Source organism: Microbispora catharanthi, from assembly GCF_006334915.2.
GTDB lineage: Bacteria > Actinomycetota > Actinomycetes > Streptosporangiales > Streptosporangiaceae > Microbispora > Microbispora catharanthi.
Map to the genome: position 1 here is coordinate 1 of NZ_VDMA02000015.1, position 17,385 is coordinate 17,385.

Annotated in this window: 12 protein-coding genes; 8 read left to right on the forward strand and 4 right to left on the reverse strand. The window is 71.1% G+C overall.

What is annotated here, in order from left to right; translation table 11 throughout:
* Positions 1-200: 200 nt before the first annotated feature.
* The 5 genes from FH610_RS25805 to FH610_RS25825 are packed head-to-tail and all read left to right on the forward strand — an operon-like array spanning position 201 to position 12,441.
* Positions 201-7,790, forward strand: a complete 7,590-nt coding sequence (locus FH610_RS25805) for a type I polyketide synthase (protein ID WP_139577426.1) — start codon at positions 201-203, stop codon at positions 7,788-7,790.
* 8 nt (positions 7,791-7,798) lie between these two features.
* On the forward strand, positions 7,799-8,818 hold the full coding sequence (locus tag FH610_RS25810) for a 3-oxoacyl-ACP synthase III family protein (RefSeq protein ID WP_205826062.1): 1,020 nt from the start codon (positions 7,799-7,801) through the stop codon (positions 8,816-8,818).
* Positions 8,819-8,822: 4 nt separating this feature from the next.
* Positions 8,823-10,511, forward strand: a complete 1,689-nt coding sequence (locus tag FH610_RS25815; RefSeq protein WP_205826063.1) for a fatty acid CoA ligase family protein — start codon at positions 8,823-8,825, stop codon at positions 10,509-10,511.
* On the forward strand, positions 10,508-11,512 hold the full coding sequence (locus FH610_RS25820; protein ID WP_139577427.1) for an NAD-dependent epimerase/dehydratase family protein: 1,005 nt from the start codon (positions 10,508-10,510) through the stop codon (positions 11,510-11,512). The genes FH610_RS25815 and FH610_RS25820 overlap by 4 nt, the downstream gene beginning before the upstream one ends.
* Positions 11,509-12,441 (forward strand): alpha/beta fold hydrolase, encoded by a 933-nt coding sequence (locus tag FH610_RS25825; RefSeq protein WP_139577428.1) that lies wholly within the window; start codon positions 11,509-11,511, stop codon positions 12,439-12,441. The genes FH610_RS25820 and FH610_RS25825 overlap by 4 nt, the downstream gene beginning before the upstream one ends.
* On the opposite strand, the gene FH610_RS45675 is transcribed toward FH610_RS25825, so the two are convergent.
* The 3 genes from FH610_RS45675 to FH610_RS25835 all read right to left on the reverse strand — a co-directional run bounded on the left by FH610_RS45675 (position 12,406) and on the right by FH610_RS25835 (position 13,820).
* The gene (locus FH610_RS45675) at positions 12,406-12,636 is read right to left on the reverse strand and encodes a low temperature requirement protein A (RefSeq protein ID WP_420813738.1); all 231 of its coding nucleotides are present in this window, start codon (positions 12,634-12,636) and stop codon (positions 12,406-12,408) included. The genes FH610_RS25825 and FH610_RS45675 overlap by 36 nt on opposite strands.
* On the reverse strand, positions 12,609-12,935 hold the full coding sequence (locus tag FH610_RS44645; protein WP_240809194.1) for a low temperature requirement protein A: 327 nt from the start codon (positions 12,933-12,935) through the stop codon (positions 12,609-12,611). Before FH610_RS44645 ends, FH610_RS45675 begins: the two co-directional genes overlap by 28 nt.
* Positions 12,936-13,031: 96 nt before the next feature.
* Positions 13,032-13,820 carry a hypothetical protein gene (locus FH610_RS25835; protein ID WP_139577429.1) on the reverse strand — a complete coding sequence of 263 codons (789 nt, stop codon included), beginning with the start codon at positions 13,818-13,820 and terminating at the stop codon, positions 13,032-13,034.
* Between the two features lie 178 nt (positions 13,821-13,998).
* On the opposite strand from FH610_RS25835, the gene FH610_RS25840 reads away from it, so the two are divergent.
* The 3 genes from FH610_RS25840 (at position 13,999) to FH610_RS25850 (ending at position 16,639) form a co-directional block, all read left to right on the forward strand.
* Positions 13,999-14,229, forward strand: a complete 231-nt coding sequence (locus tag FH610_RS25840) for an ABC transporter permease (protein WP_240809195.1) — start codon at positions 13,999-14,001, stop codon at positions 14,227-14,229.
* Between the two features lie 303 nt (positions 14,230-14,532).
* Positions 14,533-16,068: a S8 family peptidase gene (locus tag FH610_RS25845; RefSeq protein WP_139577430.1), complete on the forward strand. Its 1,536-nt coding sequence runs from the start codon at positions 14,533-14,535 to the stop codon at positions 16,066-16,068.
* Between the two features lie 367 nt (positions 16,069-16,435).
* On the forward strand, positions 16,436-16,639 hold the full coding sequence (locus FH610_RS25850) for a cold-shock protein (RefSeq protein WP_139577431.1): 204 nt from the start codon (positions 16,436-16,438) through the stop codon (positions 16,637-16,639).
* 301 nt (positions 16,640-16,940) lie between these two features.
* Here the strand turns inward: FH610_RS25850 and FH610_RS25855 are convergent, their stop codons facing one another.
* Positions 16,941-17,249, reverse strand: a complete 309-nt coding sequence (locus tag FH610_RS25855; protein WP_139577432.1) for a hypothetical protein — start codon at positions 17,247-17,249, stop codon at positions 16,941-16,943.
* Between the last annotated feature and the right edge of the window lie 136 nt (positions 17,250-17,385).

Sequence of the window (17,385 nt, forward strand, 5' to 3'; positions counted from 1 at the left end):
TACGGCTTGATGAACTCCCACTCTTCGTCCGTCAACTGGGCCCGCGTCACACACGAGGACCTACCGGATCAGACCCGGCCACAACGGCAAATCCCAAGGATTGATCACAACCCGATACGCGCCCTAGGTGGACCCTGACCGAGACAGCAAGCCGACCGGCGAAGTGCCGAGTCGTGGTGGACCTGAGCAGGAAGGGCGACATGAGCGCGGACGACCCGACAGCGGAGCAGGCATGGCCGGAGCACGCGGCGGCGGTGGTGGGCGTGGGGTGCCGCCTACCGGGTGGGATCGTGAACCTGGACGGGCTGTGGCAGGCGTTGCGGCAGGGCGCGGATCTGGTCGGCCAGATCCCGCCGAGCAGGTTCGAGGCCGATCGGTTCGTCGACGACACCATGCCGAGGCTGAACAGGAGTTACACCCGGGCGGGGGGCTTCCTCGACGAGGACATCACCGCCTTCGACGCCGCCTACTTCGGCATCTCCCCCAAAGAGGCCGCCTCGATGGACCCGCAGCAGCGGTTGCTCCTGGAGATGGCGGTCGAGGCCCTGGACGACGCGGGCATCGATCCGGCGGTGCTGGCAGGCACGGACACCGGAGTGTTCATCGGCATCTCGGATCCCGCCTACGGCACGATGCAGGCGTTGGAGCCGGGCGCCATGGGCCCGTACTCGATGTCGGGGGGAACCCTGTCCATCGCGGCCAACCGGCTGTCGCACTTCTTCGACCTGCGCGGTCCGAGCATGAGCATCGACACCGCGTGCTCCTCGTCCTTGACAGCCGTGGAGCGGGCCTGGCGGTCCCTTGCGGAGGGATCCAGCCGGGTGGTGCTGGCCGGCGGGGTCAACCTGCTGCTCAGCCCGGGTCCCTTCATCGGTTTCAGCCAGGCGTCGATGTTGTCGCCGACCGGCCGGTGCCGGGCGTTCTCCGCCGACGCCGACGGGTTCGTACGCGCGGAGGGCGGCGGTGTGGTGGTGCTCAAGCGCCTGGCCGACGCGATCGCCGACGGGGACCGTATCCACGGCGTCATCGTCGGCGCCGCCGCCAACAACGACGGCCACACCATGGGGCTGGCGTTGCCGAACGCCGAAGCGCAGGAGGCCCTGTTACGGCGGGTGTACACCACGGCGGGCATCAGCCCTGACGAGATCGTTTACGTGGAGGCGCACGGCACCGGCACCCAGGCCGGTGATCCGGCCGAATGCCAGGCGCTGGGGCGGGCGCTGGGCAGCCGGCGCACGCGCGGAGTCCTGCCCATCGGCTCAGTGAAGTCCAACCTGGGGCACCTGGAGCCCGCCTCCGGCATGCCGGGGCTGTTCAAGGCCCTGCTGGTACTCCGGCACCGGATGATCCCGCCCTCGTTGCACGCCACCACGCTCAACCCCCGTATCGACTTCGACGCCCTGGGGCTGAGCGTCACCGTCGAGCCGCGCCCGCTGGACGAAGCAGGCGAGCGGCCCGTGGCCGGAGTCAACTCCTTCGGGTTCGGAGGCGCGAACGCCCACGTGGCGCTGGCCGCACCGCCCGCGCCGCCACCACCCGCCCCCAGGGCGGAAGGGAACGAACCGACGGCACCCCCGGCAGGAGCGCTGCCCGTCGTCGTGTCCGCGCGCAGCCGGTCCGCGCTGCGGGAAGCGGTGGAACGGACCGCCGCGCACCTGACGTCACTCGATGAACGGGATTTCTACGATGTGGCCTACACCGCGACTCGGCGGCGCGGCGGCCACCGGCATCGCGCCGTGGTGCTGGCTGATACCGCCGCGGCGGCGGCGCGGGCGCTGGCGCGCCTGGTGGACGTCCCCGAGTCGACCGCCCCCGCCGGTGAGTCCGGTGCGGGCAGGCGGCTCGCAACCGGGGACGCGGCGGTGGCGGAGTCGGAGACGGTGGAGCACGGGCGGGTGGCGTTCGTGTTCTCCGGCAACGGTTCGCAGTGGGCCGGGATGGGCGCCGACCTGATGTCCGACGAGACCTTCCGCTCGGCCGTGGAAGCGGTCGACGACGAACTGTCCGATCGGCTCGGCTGGTCGGTGCTCAAGGAGCTGTCCCTGCCGGCCGACCAGTCACGACTGTCGGCGACCGAAGTGGCGCAGCCGCTGCTGTTCGCCGTCCAGGTCGGTCTGGTGGAGATGCTCAAGGCGGCGGGCGTACGGCCGGGAGCGGTGCTCGGCCACAGCGTGGGCGAGGTCGCCGCCGCCTACACCGCCGGCGCCCTGTCACTGGCCCAGGCGGCGCAGGTGATCTCCGAGCGCGGCATGGCGCAGTCGGTCACCCGGGGGCAGGGCCGGATGGCCGCACTCGGGCTGCCCGAGACCGCGGCCAGGCAGATCCTGGCCGGCTACCCACAACTGGAGATCGCGGCGGTCAACTCCGACCGCGACGTCACGATCGCCGGACCGGACGGATCGCTGAAGTCACTGGGTGAGGACCTCTCCTCGCGCGAGATCTTCTTCCGCGAGCTGGACCTGGACTACGCCTTCCACAGCGGCGCCATGGATCCGGTGCGGCAGCCCCTGGCCGAGGGACTCGCCGGACTGCGGCCCTGCCCGGCGCATATCCCTCTGGTATCCACGGTGACAGGCGGCCTGGTCCGGGGGACGGAGCTGGACGCGGCGTACTGGTGGAGGAACGTCCGAGAGCCGGTGCGGTTCGCAGCGGCGGTCGAGCGGGTGCTCGGCGACGGCTTCGACGTGCTGCTGGAGATCGGCCCGCATCCGGTGCTGCGCTCGTACCTGCGCCGCATAAGCGGCACCGCTCGCGTACGCGCGGCCGTCGTGGCCACGCTGCGCCGGGATGAGCCAGGCCCGGCGCGTGCCCGCCGCACGGTCGCCGAACTCGTCGCCGCCGGTGCACGGCTCGACTGGGATCGGTACTTCCCCCGCCCCGGCGCGGTGCGATCGCTGCCGGCCTACCCCTGGCAGCGCGAACGACACTGGATCGGAGGCCCGCACACCTGGGTGCAGACCAACGTCGACACGACGATCCAGCATCCGCTGCTGGGACAGCGGATGCCGGTGCTGGACCCCACCTGGCAGGGAGAGATCGACCGTGTGCGGGTGCCCTGGGTGGCCGATCACCGGGCGGGCGGTGCCGCCGTCATGCCGGCCACCGGATACGTGGAGATGGCCGTCGCCGCCGCACGGCTGGCCATACCGGACGCCGCCGAGGCGGTGGAGGTGGACAGGGTCGACATCAGCCGGGCCATGGTGGTGCCGTCACAGGCCGGCGCCGATCCGTTGTACGTGCAGACGTCGCTCTGCGCCGAGACCGGGGTGGTCACCGTGGCCAGTGCCGGCCGGCAGGCGGAGCAGCCCCGCGAGCACTTCCGGGCACGGGTACGGCCGCTGCTGCGCCGGATCCCGCCGCCGCTGGACGTGGCCGCGCTGCGCGCTCGCATCAGCACGGGCGTGGACGTGCCCGGCTACTACGCGCGGGCCGCCGAAGGCCACATGGTGTGGGGGCCGGAGTTCCAGGTCCTGACCGAGCTGTGGATGGGCGAGGGGGAGGTGCTGGGCGCCTACTCGTGCCCGGAGCAGGGGCAGGGGCGCTACCAGATGCATCCGGTGGTGCTGGACAGTGCGCTGCAGGCCGGTGTGCTGTGGCTGGTGGAGTCGCTGCGATCGGGCCGCGGCTACATGCCCGCCTCGATCGGCTCCGTCCGCCTGTGGGGAACGCCCGCGGCACAGGGGCTCGTGCACGTACGGGAACGTTCCAGCAGTGCCGAGGAGGTCTGCTGGGACATCGTGGTCGCCGACGACGACGGCCGGATCGCCGCCGAAGTGGAGGGCTGCCGGCTACGCCGGATGCCCGGCGTCCACATCACCCCGGTCACCCGTTACGAGACGGCGCTGCGGGCCGCGCCCCGGGCCGGCGCGCCCGCCGAGCCGTGGCCGGCCCCCCGCCCCGGGCAGATCCTGTCCGGCGCGGCCGAGCAGATCGACCGGCTGCGCTCGGCGTGGCACGAGCTGGACTACCCACGGTATGCGGCACGGCTCGAAGAGGTGTTCGCGCACACGCTGGCCGGCGCGCTCGGTGAGCTGACCGCCGAGCGGTCGGTCGGCATCGAGGAACTGATCGAGGCGTGCCCGGGGGCGCACCACCGGCGGATGCTCCACGCGGCCCTGCCGCTGCTGGAACAGCACGGACTGCTGGAGCGACCGGTCGAGGGCGGCCCTCGCCTGATGCCGACGGGTACGGACCCGCGCGACCTCCACCGTGACCTCCTCACCCGGGGAGCCGCCTTCGCCGCCCAGAGCGCCCTGTCCGTACGCGTCGGCCGGTGTCTGCCCGAACTGCTCGCAGGCCGGCGTACCGGCTCCGACGTCCTGGGCTCCGGCGGCGCTCATGAGCTGATCGAGCAGTTCCACGACGTCGGGCCGGTCAACCTGTTCACCAACCGGATCGCCCGGGCGCTCGTCGAGCAGATCGTCCGCCGATGGCCGGCCGACCGGCCGCTGCGTGTCCTGGAAGCCGGTGCGGGAACGGGCGGCACCACCGCCATGCTGTTGCCCGTCCTGCCCGCCGACCGCACCCGCTACCTGGTCACCGACCTCGCCGAGGCGGCGTTGACCCGGCTGCGGCAGCGCTTCGCCGGCTTCGACTTCGTCGATTACGCCGTCCTCGACCTGGACGCCGGCCCGGTGGAGCAGGGGCTGGCCGCGGCCGGATTCGATCTCGTGGTCGCGGCGAACAGCCTGCACCTGGCCCGTGACCTGCCCGCCGCGCTGCATCACCTGTCCACCCTCCTGGTTCCCGGCGGCCAGTTGCTCCTCACCGAACCGCACCGGGTGGAGACCCTGTTGCCGTTCCTCGGCGTGCAGGAGGAGTTCTGGGACTTCACCGACCGGCACCTGCGCCCGCGCTCGCCGCTGCTGTCCCGGGAAGAATGGCCGGAGGTGCTGGCAGAGGTCGGCTATACCGAGGTCGTCCAGACCGGCGACGACGGCGAACTCGCGGCCGGCGACTTCTCGGTGATGCTGGCCACCGCTCCGGCCGCCACCGGGGGCGCTCCGGCCACCGAGCACCCCGTACCGGACGCCGCCGGCACGTGGATCCTCGCCGGCGAGGACGGCACCGACGCTCTGACCGCCGAGCTGCGGGCTCTGCTGCGAGCCCGTGGCGGCGACGTGCTCCACTCGCCGCTCAGCGACGATCCCGACCACTGGACCGATCACTTCCCACCCACCGCCCAGACGGTCACCATCGCGGTCATCCTGGGCGGAGCGGACGACAGCGAGCTGCGCGAAGCCGACAACACCGATCCGAAGGCGACCGTCGAGCAGATCACCCGGCGGGCCGCGGCGCTGCGGGCCGTCGCACTGGCCTGCGAGCAACTGCCCGAGCACGTCGCGACCACGGTGTGGCTGGTGGCCCGCCCCTGCGCCGCGCTGCCGGAACCCCGCCTCACCGACGTCCGGCTCCACCCCGAGGACGCGGCGACCTGGGGGACGATGCGCTCGCTGAGCAACGAGCAGCCGCGGCTCGCGGTACGCAGGCTCTGCCTGCACCCCAGCGGTGACGCCGCACAGGACGCCGGTCGCCTGGCGGCGGAACTGCTCGCCCCCGGCGAGGAGGACGAGATCCTGCTCACCCGTCGAGGACGTTTCGTGCCGCGGCTGCTTGAGTCAGGCGAGCACGCCCGCAGCCTGCCCGTCGGCTCGGGCGGCGCCTACCGGCTCAAGGTGTGCGACCCGGGGCTGTCTTACACGCTGGCCTGGGAGGAGATCCCGATGCCGCAGCCCGGGCCTGACGAGGTCGTGGTCGAGGTGCGGGCGATCGGGCTGAACTACCGCGACGTGATGCGCGCGGTGAACCTGCTGCCCACCGAGGCCGTCGAAGCGGTCTTCGGCGGGCACGAACTGGGCCTGGAGTGCGCCGGGATCGTCACCGCCGTCGGCGCCGCCGTCACCGGGACGCGGCCCGGTGACCGGGTGATGGCCGCGGGGCCCGTTGGATTCGCCAGTTACGCGAGGGTCAAGGCATGGGCGGCCGTCCCCGTCCCCGAGGGGATGACCTTCACCGAAGCCGCCACCATGCCGATGGCGTTCTCCACCGCGCATCATTCGCTGGGCTACTGCGCACGGGTCAAGGCGGGAGAGACGATCCTGATCCACGGCGGAGCCGGTGGAGTCGGCCTGGCCGCGCTGCAGTACGCCCGGCACCACGGAGCCCGCGTGATCGCGACCGCCGGCACCGCCGCCAAACGCGACCTGCTGCTCGCGATGGGAGCCGACCACGTCCTCGACTCGCGCAGCCTGCGTTTCGCCGAGCAGGTCAAGGAACTGACCGGGGGCCAGGGAGTGGACATCGTGCTCAACTCGCTGGCCGGTGAGGCCATCAACCGGGGCGTGGAATGCCTGCGGCACGGCGGCCGGTTCATCGAGCTCGGCAAACGGGACATCTACCAGAACAGATCCCTGCTGCTGCGCCCGTTCTCCGACAACATCGCGTTCTACGGCGTGGACATCGGCACTCTGATGTGGAAGGCGCCCGAGCTGATGGCCGACAGCACGGCGCAGGCCGCGCCCCTCTACCACTCCCGGCGGTTCCGGCCGCTGCCCCACACGGTGTATCCGGCCGCCCGCGTCGCCGACGCCTTCGCCATGATGCGCCATTCTCGACACATCGGAAAAGTCGTTGTGTCCTTCGATCCACGCGACGAACCGGTTACCGTCCAGCCCCAACGGACGGCGCCGCGCCTGGAACCGGAGGGGACCTACCTGGTCACGGGCGGCCTGGGCGGGTTCGGCGCGGCGACGGCTCGCCGCCTCGCCCAGCGGGGTGCCCGCCACCTGGCCCTGGTCGGTCGCAGGGGCGCCGAGGCGCCCGAAGCTCCCGCTCTGCTGGAGGAACTGGAGAGATCGGGGGTGGAGGTCCGCGCGTACGCGGCCGACGTAGCCGACCGCGACGCCATGTGGCGGATCCTGCACGACCTGGACGCCGCCGGCCATCCGCTGCGCGGCGTCGTACACGCGGCCATGCACCTCGACGACGGCCCGCTCGCCGACCTCGGCGACGACCGGATCCGAGCCGTCCTGCACCCCAAGGTCGCCGGCGCGATGGTGCTGGACGAATTGACCCGGGATCGTCCCCTCGACCTGTTCGTCATGTACTCCTCCCTCACCACTATCGGCAACATCGGCCAGACGTCGTACGTCGCCGCGAACCTGTTCCTGGAGGCGCTGGCCCGGCAGCGGAGCCGGCAGGGCCTGCCCGGACTGACGGCCTGCCTGGGCGCGCTCGCGGAAACCGGGGTGCTGACCCGAGGCAGGCAGGGAGAGGCACTGGCCAAGGCCGGGATCCCGCCGACGTCTCCCGCCCGGGCGTTGGACGCCGTGGAGGCCATGCTCGGCGAGCACGCCGACGTCGCCATGGTGGGCCGCTGCGACTGGGGCCGGTTGCGGCAGGTCCTGCCCAGCCTGCAGCGCCCGTGGCTGTCCCTGGTGCTGCCGCCCGGCACGGAGCAGCAAGGGGCCGACCTGCTGTCTCTGCTGGCGGAGATGAGCTACGAGCAGCAGTACGCGTACATCACCGAGCACATCACCCGGTTGTTGTCCACCATCCTGCTCATCCCGGCCGACCAGATCGCCGAAGACCGGCGGCTGGACGAGTACGGACTGGACTCCCTGATGGCCACCGAACTGCTGACCTCCGTCCGCGGCCAGTTCGGCATCGACATCCCGCCCATGGAGCTGATGCGCGGCGGCGGCACCGTGGCCGACTTCGCTCACAGCATGCTCATCCGCCTCGGGCCGCGCGGGGAACAGCAGCCCGCCGGTGCGAGTCGACAGAAGTGAGGACTGCATTGACCCACCTGCACACCCGGATGGCGGGGGTGGCCGCACATCTGCCGGAGACCACACTGAGCACGGCTGAGCTGGAAGACCGGCTCGCCGATCGCAATCCCACCCTTGACCTGCCCCGAGGGCTGATCCACGACCACAGTGGAGTCCGGCGCCGGCACATCGCCCTCCCTCACGAGAAACCGTCCGACCTGGCGGCGCACGCCGCCCGCCGGGTCCTGGAGGACAACGGCCTACAGGCCGCCGACCTCGATCTGCTCATCTACGCGGGAGTGTCGTCCGACGCCGTAGAGCCTGCCACCGGACACGTCGTCGCCGCCAAGATCGGGGCCTGCTGCCCGGTGTTCGACGTACGCAACGCCTGTAACAGCGTGCTGAACGCCATCCAGGTGGCCGACGCGCTGATCTCCGGCGGCCGTCATCGGCGGGTCCTCGTCTGCTGCGGAGAACTGCCCACCGCCGGCACACCGTGGACCCTGGCCGACGCCGAGGAGTACATCACCGTCGCCGCGTCCTATACCGTCTCCGACGCCGGCGCCGCGTTGCTGCTGGAGGCCGGCGCCGAACCGGGGGTGCTCACCCACCGGTTCTCCGCGTACTCCGCCGGATGGCAGGCGGCGGTCTCCGCGGTGGACAACCTCACCACCGACCCGTGGGCGGGCCGGCCCACCATCGGGCCGCTCATCGTCGACTCCGTCGAGTTGGTGCGCGGCATCGAGAACATCGATTACGCCGTCTTCCACAAGCCCCTCGCCGATCTCGGGCTGCACTGGGACGACTTCGCGGCCATCTGCGTGCACCAGGCAACGCTGCCGACGCTGTGGTGGTTCTGCGACCAGGTGCGCATACCGCAGGGCAAGGTCGTCGTCACGATCGCCCAGCACGGCAACCTCGTCGCGGCGACGCTGCTCGTACAACTGGCGCGGGTGGTCGCCTCGGGACGGGTACGGCGCGGTGACCTGGTCGCCCTGGTCGGCCTGGCCAGCGGGGCCAGTGCCGGAATCGTGGTCGTGCGGTGGTGATCCGGTGACCACACAGGCGACCCCTCCCAGCGAATCCGGGCCGAGCGGCTCCGGCCCGGCCGAGCCGGCCGGCGAGCTGATCGTCCGCGCCGAGCGCTGGTTTCGGGAGCAGCCCGACGTGATCGCCTGCCAGGTCGGTGGCCGCACCCCGGCGGCCACCACCTACGGGCAGATGTCGCGGTCGGTGGACCGTACCGTCGCCGCCCTCGCCAGGGCCGGGATCCGCCCCGGCATGCGCACCGGCCTGCTGGTACCGCCGGGTCCGGAACTGGGCGCGCTGGCCGTCGCCCTGGTAAGGCTCCGCGCGGTACCGGTGCTGGTCGATCCCGGGCTGCCGCTCGACGCGATCAAGTGCTGTCTGCGCCAGGCCGCGCCCGAGGCGTTCATCGCGATCCCCGCCGTGCAGCTGGTCAGGAGGCTGCTGCGCTGGACCCCTGACGTCCGTGTGTCCATCACGGTGCCCTCGCGGCGACCCCGCGGCTCGGCGTGCCCGTCAGACACAGGGCCGTCGGGCGAGCCGGGAGGATGGCTCCCCGCCGGCCCCGACGACCTGGCGCTGATCGCCTACACCTCCGGATCCACCGGTCCCCCCAAGGGCGTGCCGCTGCGTCACCGGCACCTGGCCGCGCAGCTCGACCTGCTGGGCGCGCTGGGCACGGTGGAACCGGGAACGCCGGTGTTGTCGACGTTCGCGCCGTTCGCCCTGGGAGCGGCGGCGTTCGGGGCGACCGTGGTGATCCCGGACATGGACCCGCGGCATCCGGTGCGGGCCGACCCGGCTGCCCTGGTCGCCGACATCCAGCGATTTCGCGTGGCCGGGATGTTCGCCGCTCCCGCGCTGCTGGACCGGCTCGCGCGTCACTGCGCCGCCCATGATCTGATACTGGACACGCTTGGCGACGTGGTGTCCGCCGGGGCGCCGCTGCCGATGCCGGTGATGGACCGCCTGCGCGGCTGCCTGCGCGACGACGCGCGGATACTGTCGGTGTACGGCGCCACCGAATGCATGCCGGTGGCCGCGATCGAGAGCCACCTGCTCGCCGAGCACGCCGCGGCCACCGCCGCCGGGGCGGGCACGTGCCTGGGGCCTCCACTCCCGGGCACCGAGGTACGCGTCATCGCCGTCAGCGACGACCCCATCGAACGGTGGAGTGAGGATCTGGTCGTGCCGCCCGGCACCATCGGGGAGATCACCGTGGCCGCCCCTACCGTCAGCGACCCCTACCTGGACGATCCGAAGGCCACCGCGCTGGCCCGGATCGGCGATGGGGAGCGCACCTGGCACCGGATGGGTGACGTCGGCCGGTTCGACGAGCAGGGAAGGCTCTGGTTCGCCGGACGCAAATCGGAACGGGTCCGCACCGTCGGCGGCGACCTGTACACCGACCAGGTCGAACCCGTCTTCGCCGCCGTGCCGGGGGTCCGCCGCACCGCACTGGTCGGCGTCGGTCCCGCCGGCGCCCAGCGTGCGGTCCTGGTTGTGGAGTGCGAATCGGGATCCCGGGACAACGCTCGCGTGAAGGCTCGCGTGAAGGCCGACATCCTGGACGTGGCGGCCCGCCGACCGCACACCGCCGAGCTTCGGGAGGTGCTGTTCCACCCCGGGTTCCCGGTCGACGCCCGGCACAACAGCAAGATCCGCCGGCACGAGCTCGCCCTGTGGGCCTCGCGGCGCGTCCGGGCGGGCCGATGACGAGGGTTCTGGTGACCGGGGGCGGCGGTTTCCTGGGAGAAGCCGTCTGCCGGCGGCTGGCCGCCCGCGGCGACACCGTCCACGCTCTTCAGCGGCACCACAGCCCCGCGCTGGCGGCTCTCGGGGTCACCCAGCACCTGGCCGACATACGTGACCGCGCGGCGGTGCTGGCCGCCGTCGCCGCATGCGAGGCGGTCGTGCACTGCGCCGCGAAGGCCGGCGTACACGGACGGGACCGGGACTACGAGGAGATCAACGTGACAGGGACGCGCAACGTGCTGGACGCCTGCGCGCGTCACGGGGCACGCCTGGTCCACACGTCCTCGCCGAGTGTCGTCCACGACGGGCGGGACCTGGAAGGAGTGGACGAGTCCGTGCCCTACGCCCGCCGTTTTCCCGCCGCCTATCCGCGGACCAAGGCCGAAGCCGAACGGCTCGTCCTCGCCGGCGCCACGGCCGGGCGGGTGACAGCGGTCGCGTTGCGTCCGCATCTCATTTGGGGGCCAGGTGATCCGCACTTCCTGCCCAGGCTGGTGGCACACCGCCGCCTGCTGTGGCTGCTGGGCGAGACCGACAAGACCATCGACACGGTTTACATCGACAACGCCGCCGACGCCCACCTGCTCGCTCTCGACCGGTTACGTCCCGGCTCACCGCCGGCCGGCCGGGCCTACTTCATCACCCAGGGCGAGCCCTGCGGCTTCGGGGAATGGCTCAACCTGCTGCTGCGCGCCGCGGGGCTGCCTCCGGTGACACGCCGGGCACCGGTCGGACCGGTCCTGCGGGCGGCCCGGCTGCTGGAGCAGGCTCGCCGGCTGCCGTGGTTGCGGCACCTGCCACCGCTGATGTTCCTGGTGGAGCAGTCCTCGACGGCGCACTGGTTCGACATCTCAGCAGCCCGCCGCGAACTCGGCTACGAGCCCCGGGTGAGCATGGCGGAAGGACTGGCCCGGCTCACCGCCCACCTGTCCGCGCAGAACACGGCGGAGATCACCCGGTGACCGGATTCCCGGACTACCCGTTCACCTCCCGGTGGTTCGCCCACCCGCGTCGTGACGGCCTGCGCCAGCACTACCTGGACGAAGGGGCGGGCCAGCCCGTGCTGTTCCTGCACGGGAACCCTTCCTGGAGTTACCTGTGGCGACGGCCGATCCTCGCGCTGCGCGAGGAGTTCCGCTGCATCGCCCCCGACCACATCGGCATGGGCCTGTCGGACAAGCCGGGAACCGACCGTTACCCCTACGACCTGGCCGCCCGCGTGGACGACCTGGACGCCTTGATCGAACATCTCATCACCGGTGGCGTTGCCCCCGAACACGGGTGGACACTCGTCCTGCACGACTGGGGCGGGCCGATCGGCATGGCCTGGGCCTGCCGCCACCCCGGCCGGGTCGCCCGCCTGGTCCTGCTGAACACCGCAGCCTTCCCCAACCCGCACGGCGAACGCGTACGTCCTCTGCTGCGGCTGCCGTTCCGGGTGATGCGCGGCACCCGGCTGGGAACCCGCCTGTTCCTACGCCACAACCTCTTCGCCCGCTGCGCCACCTGGCGTCCACTGGGAGTACGGCGCCGGATGCCCGCTCCGGTGCGCTCGGCGTTCCTGGCCCCCTACGACCGGCCCGAGCACCGCGTGGCCGTCCAACGCTTCGTCCAGGACATCCCGTTGCGCCCCGGCGACCCTTCCTGGCCCGTTCTGCAGGCCACCGGCACGTCGCTGGCGCAGTTCGCCGACCTGCCCATACTGATCGCGTGGGGACTGAGCGACCCGGTCTTCGACCGCGCCGTGCTGAGCGAATGGCGACGGCGTTTTCCCGCCGCCCGGACTCGCCTGTATCACGGCGCTGGCCACTACCTGCTGGAGGACGCCCATGCCGACCTCGTCCCCGCTATCCGCTCATTCCTGCGCACCCCGCCTCGTACCGACGGCTGACACGTACTCCCACACGTCGACGGCGAACTCGAAGTACATCCACCACAAGCCGCCGACCAGCACGAACGCGACGGCCACGGCCACGCCCACGCCCACGCCGGTGTCCAGCGCGCCGTGGGCCGCGGCGGGCGCGCCGAGCGCGACGACCGACTCGCCGAGCGCGATGATCAGGAACAGGCCGAACCGTTCGGACAGATGCGCAGCGTCATGAGGAGGCTGCCGAGCCCGGCGGCCAGGATCCCGAAACGGTCGAACGCGTTGTCGACGTCGCGGGTGTTCGTGTGGACCGACGTGCTCACCCAGACCCAGTAGACCGGGACGAAGAGCACCAGTGCCCGGCCCAGCCCGGCCAGGGAGTGGTCCGCGTGCAGCGAGGCGGACAACTGCGTGACGGCGAAGACGAAGACGAGGTCGAAGAACAGCTCCGCCCAGGTGACCCGCTTGCCCGCCGGCGTTCGCGCCGCGTGATCGGCCGCCGGGGCGCCCGCGGTCACGAGCCGGAACCCGTCCGAAGCGAGCGGACATAACTCATGATCAGCAAATATCCCGCGGTTCGCGGTCACCGTCACCAGCGTCCGCGGTCGGTACGTCTAACCCTTCCGGCCCGGCGCCGGGGAGGCCGGTGACTGTTCGTGGGGCAGCAGATACCGCCAGGAGAGCACGAAGGTCGTCCCCGAGCTGGTCGCGAAGAGCGACCGGCCGTACTTCTGCTCGGCGGGAACCGCCTTGGTGATCGCACTCACCGCCGCCCCCTCGACGTCCTTCTGCCAGACCGTATCCACCACGCCGGAGGGCTCCGGTACGCCCTCGGGCCAGGGCGCCGGCTTGCCCTCCGCCGACTCGGCCCCTTCGGCGACCATCCGGACGCGGGTGGCGACATAGTCGGCGCCCTCCGCGGCGGCGCGGGCCGCCAGGCCCTCCATCAGCTTCTTCGCGTCCACCAGCTGCTTCGGGTAGAAGTCCGCAAGCTGTTCCAGGGCCGGGACCCGGATCTCCAGCATCTTCCCGTCCTTCCCCCGTACGCCGAGGACGGTGTCCGGCACGTCCGTCACCGACGGTGCGCCCGGCTTCGGCTCCGCGGTCGGCGGCTGCCCCGTCAGGTATTCCTCCATCCGCGCGACCACCTCGCCCGCCTCGGCATCGGTGAGCGTCATCTGCTTGCTCGCGTCGGCGATCACCAGGCCGTCGCCGTACAGCACCACCCTCGGGGGACGCAGCGCGTTCATGGTCGCGGTCACGAAGCCGCCTTCCGCGCCCCACGAGGCGACCGGCTTCGCCGGCCCGTCGGCGGCCGCGGCCGCCGACGTGTCCGGTTCCACTCCTCCACAGGCCGCGGTCAACGCCGTCACCGCCATGAGCAGGATCATTCGCAGTCTCATGCCTCCACCACGTAAGCACCCTCACCCTGGTTCATCCGACCGTCAACGGGAACTCCACGCCGGCCCGGCTCTCCACCTTCCTGTCCGACCAGGGCGGAAACCCCGATGACCCGACATGACACACGCTTCGTTGAACGGAATAACGTCGGCGCATGCCAAGGGGAACCTCAGAAAGTCAGTGAGCCGATGTACTTCGTGCTCACCGCTCGGCCTCACGGGCGGCGTGATCGGCGCCGCCGTGGGCATCGCCACCGTCGTCGCGGTGTCGGCCGCCAAGCAGTGGACGCCCCTCCTGGACCTGCGGCCGGCGGTGGCGGCCCCGGTCGCGGGGGCCGCGGTGGGGCTGCTGGCCGGACTTTATCCGGCCCTGAGGGCGGCCGGGATGGAGCCGGTGGAGGCGCTCAGGTAGCTCTGTGGACAGTGGACAGGAACCGCACGAGCACCGGCTGATCCCCGGTCTCGACACGAAGCGCTTTGTGCGTTCGATCGCCGGCCAGCAGGGTGGTCCGGTCAGCAGAGTGGTCCCGGCCAGCAGGGTGGTCCGGACAGCCTTCCGCGTTGCGTTGGTGAACTCTTGAACAGTTCACGATCGAGCTGTTACCGTCACCAACCAACTCTAAAGGCTTGATTCGGGGCGATTTCGGGCTTTCGGAATCGGGGCCAGCCAGACCGCGGCGATGGTGCCGCGGTCTCACCGTTCTAGGAGCAACGCATGCAGCATGCCCTGACCAAGCGACGCCTCGCGGCCACCGCCGCGGCGTTCGCCATGGTGGGTGCCGCCTTCCTCGGAGGCGCGACCGACTCGGCCAGCGCGGCCACCACCGACGAGCCGACGTCGACACCGGTCAACGTGGACATCCCCGACGGGATGCTCATGAGCTACGTCGTCAACGCCCGTATCGCCAACCCCGGCCAAACTCGTCTCGTCGAGCGCGCGGTCGAGGCCGCCGGAGGTGTCGTCGTCCAGTCCTGGCCCGAGATCGGCGTGGTCGTCGCCCACTCCGACCGCGCGGCCTTCCGCGTGAACGTCACCGCCAAGGGTGGCAACGCGGTCGCCTCCGTCGGCGCCACCCGCACGGCCGGGGTCTCCGAGGGGACGCCGGCCGACCTGGCCCCGCCGTGGGGCCCCGGCGCCAACGGGTACAAGAAGGGTGCCAAGAAGCCGGTCAACGGCGACATCCCGTCCGACCCCCAGCCTGGCGAGAGCCTCGACCCCAACGAGGGCGTCCAGTGGGACATGCAAATGATCAAGGCCCCACAGGCGCAGGTGATCTCGGACGGCAACCGCAACGTCCTCGTCGGGGTGCTCGACAGCGGCATCTCGCCGACACACCCGGACCTCAAGGCCAACATCGACGTCGCGAACTCGGTCAACTGCAGTGACGTCGGCCGTCCGGACCAGACGCCGTTGGCTTGGCGCCCGACGACGAGCGACCACGGCACGCACGTCGCCGGCACCATCGCCGCCGCCCGCAACGACATCGGCATCGTCGGCGTCGCGCCGAACGTGCGCCTGGCGTCCGTCAAGGTCGTCAACGACGACGGCTTCATCTACCCCGAGTACGCCGTCTGCGGCTTCATGTGGGCGGGCCTGAAGCACATGGACGTCACGAACAACTCCTACTACGTCGACCCGTTCGAGTTCTGGTGTGACGACCAGCCAGACCAGGCCGCCGGCAAGGAGGCCGTCCGGCGCGCCGTGGAGTGGGCCACCACGCAGGGCGTCGTCAACGTCGCCGCGGCGGGCAACTCCAACTACGACATGGCCAACAAGACCGTGGACACGGGCAGCCCCAACGACGCGCCGAAGCCGACCGTGCGTACGATCAACAGCGGCTGCAACGACATCCCGGCCGAGCTCGAGGGTGTCGTGACGGTCGCGTCCCTGCAGCGCGTGGGCACCACGCTGGACAGCGTCCGGTCGTCCTTCTCCAACTACGGCCTCGGCAAGATCGACGTCGCGGCTCCCGGATCGTCGATCTACTCGACGACGTGGAACACCCGGACGGGGGTCGACGGCTACGGCACCAAGAGCGGCACATCGATGGCGAGCCCGCACGTCGCAGGCGTCATGGCGCAGATGAAGTCGGCGCACCCGTCCTGGTCGCCGGCCACGATGCTCAGCGAGCTCAAGGCACGGGCCGTATCCAAGCCGTGCCCGCAGAACACCGCGGCCTGCACCGGCACGGACGACGACAACAGCTTCTTCGGCGCCGGTGTCGTCGACGCCCTCGCAGTCGTCGAGTGAACTGACCCTGGTGTCACCTGAGTGACACCACCGCTCTGGGCCTGCACCGTCATGGCGGTGCAGGTCCATCGCCATACTGCGCCAGGAGTCGGACGGTGGCGAGGAGCGGGCCCCGGGCCGGTGACGGGGCATGGGCCTTCGGGAGGCGCGTGCGGGTTTTGCAAGAGAGTGGCGCGGGAACGGGGCTGCGGCGTGTAGTGTCGGAGCAGAGGTTGTGTCGAAGTCCCAGTATGCGTTAAAGCGCTTGCTGAGTTAATGACAGCGGGCGTTACCGTATGGAGCCGAGGCTTTCCCAAGGCGGTCGGTCGCAGCAGCCCGAGGATCACATCCGTGGCCCTCGAGATCGTCTCATCAAGGAGAAAGCATCATGGCTCAGGGAACCGTCAAGTGGTTCAACGCCGAGAAGGGCTTCGGCTTCATCGCCCCCGACGACGGCACTCCGGACGTCTTCGTCCACTACTCCGCCATCGACGCCGGCGGCTACCGCTCGCTGGAGGAGAACCAGCGGGTTGAGTACACCGCGGGCCAGGGCGCCAAGGGCCCGCAGGCCGAGCAGGTTCGCCCGCTCTAAGCAACGCTTCACCGGCGATGCCGGGCGCACTGAGACGTGGCCCGTCATCCGACGGCATCAGGCCCCGGGCTCCTCACGGAGTCCGGGGCCTCGTCATGCGGACGCACGATCTTCAGCGGCCGAGATCCGCTGGGGACGACCCGCCGCAACACCGCCCGGCCAACCCGGCGAACATTCACGGTCCCCCCACCAGCCGGCCGTGAGCACAACCAGGATTTCAACCCGGTGGGCGGCGACATCACACCGATGAACCGGGGCCTTACCGGCTATGCGGCACCAGGTCGTGCTGTCGTCCGTCGGCTCAGCGGTTGGTCCACAGGTGCCAGAACCAGTCGCCCTCGGAGCAGGTGTAGTGCTCCCAGTGGCCTCGGTCGATCCCTCCCTGGCCGGCTGCCACACAGCTGGAGTGGCTCGTGAACCAGTCGCGGTACACATCGTCTCCGGCGGGCCGCTGGGCGGCGCCGCCGTCCTGGAGCGCGGCTACGCCCGGCGGCAGTTGCGCCGGCAGGGTGGCCGCCGTGGCGGGCAGGGCGACGGTGCCGACTGCGAAGACCAGGGCGGTGGCGCCGGCCAGGCGGCGGGCGAGAGCGGGAACGCTGGACAGCGTCAAGAAAGCCTCCTCGGCAGTTGTGGTGTCACCCCCAGATCTTGATGCAACTCTCCGTTATCGAACAACTACCTAAAGTGACATAGTCGGCTGTCCGCTGGACGGCTTCTGTTCACCCAGCCCGGGATCCGGCCCACGC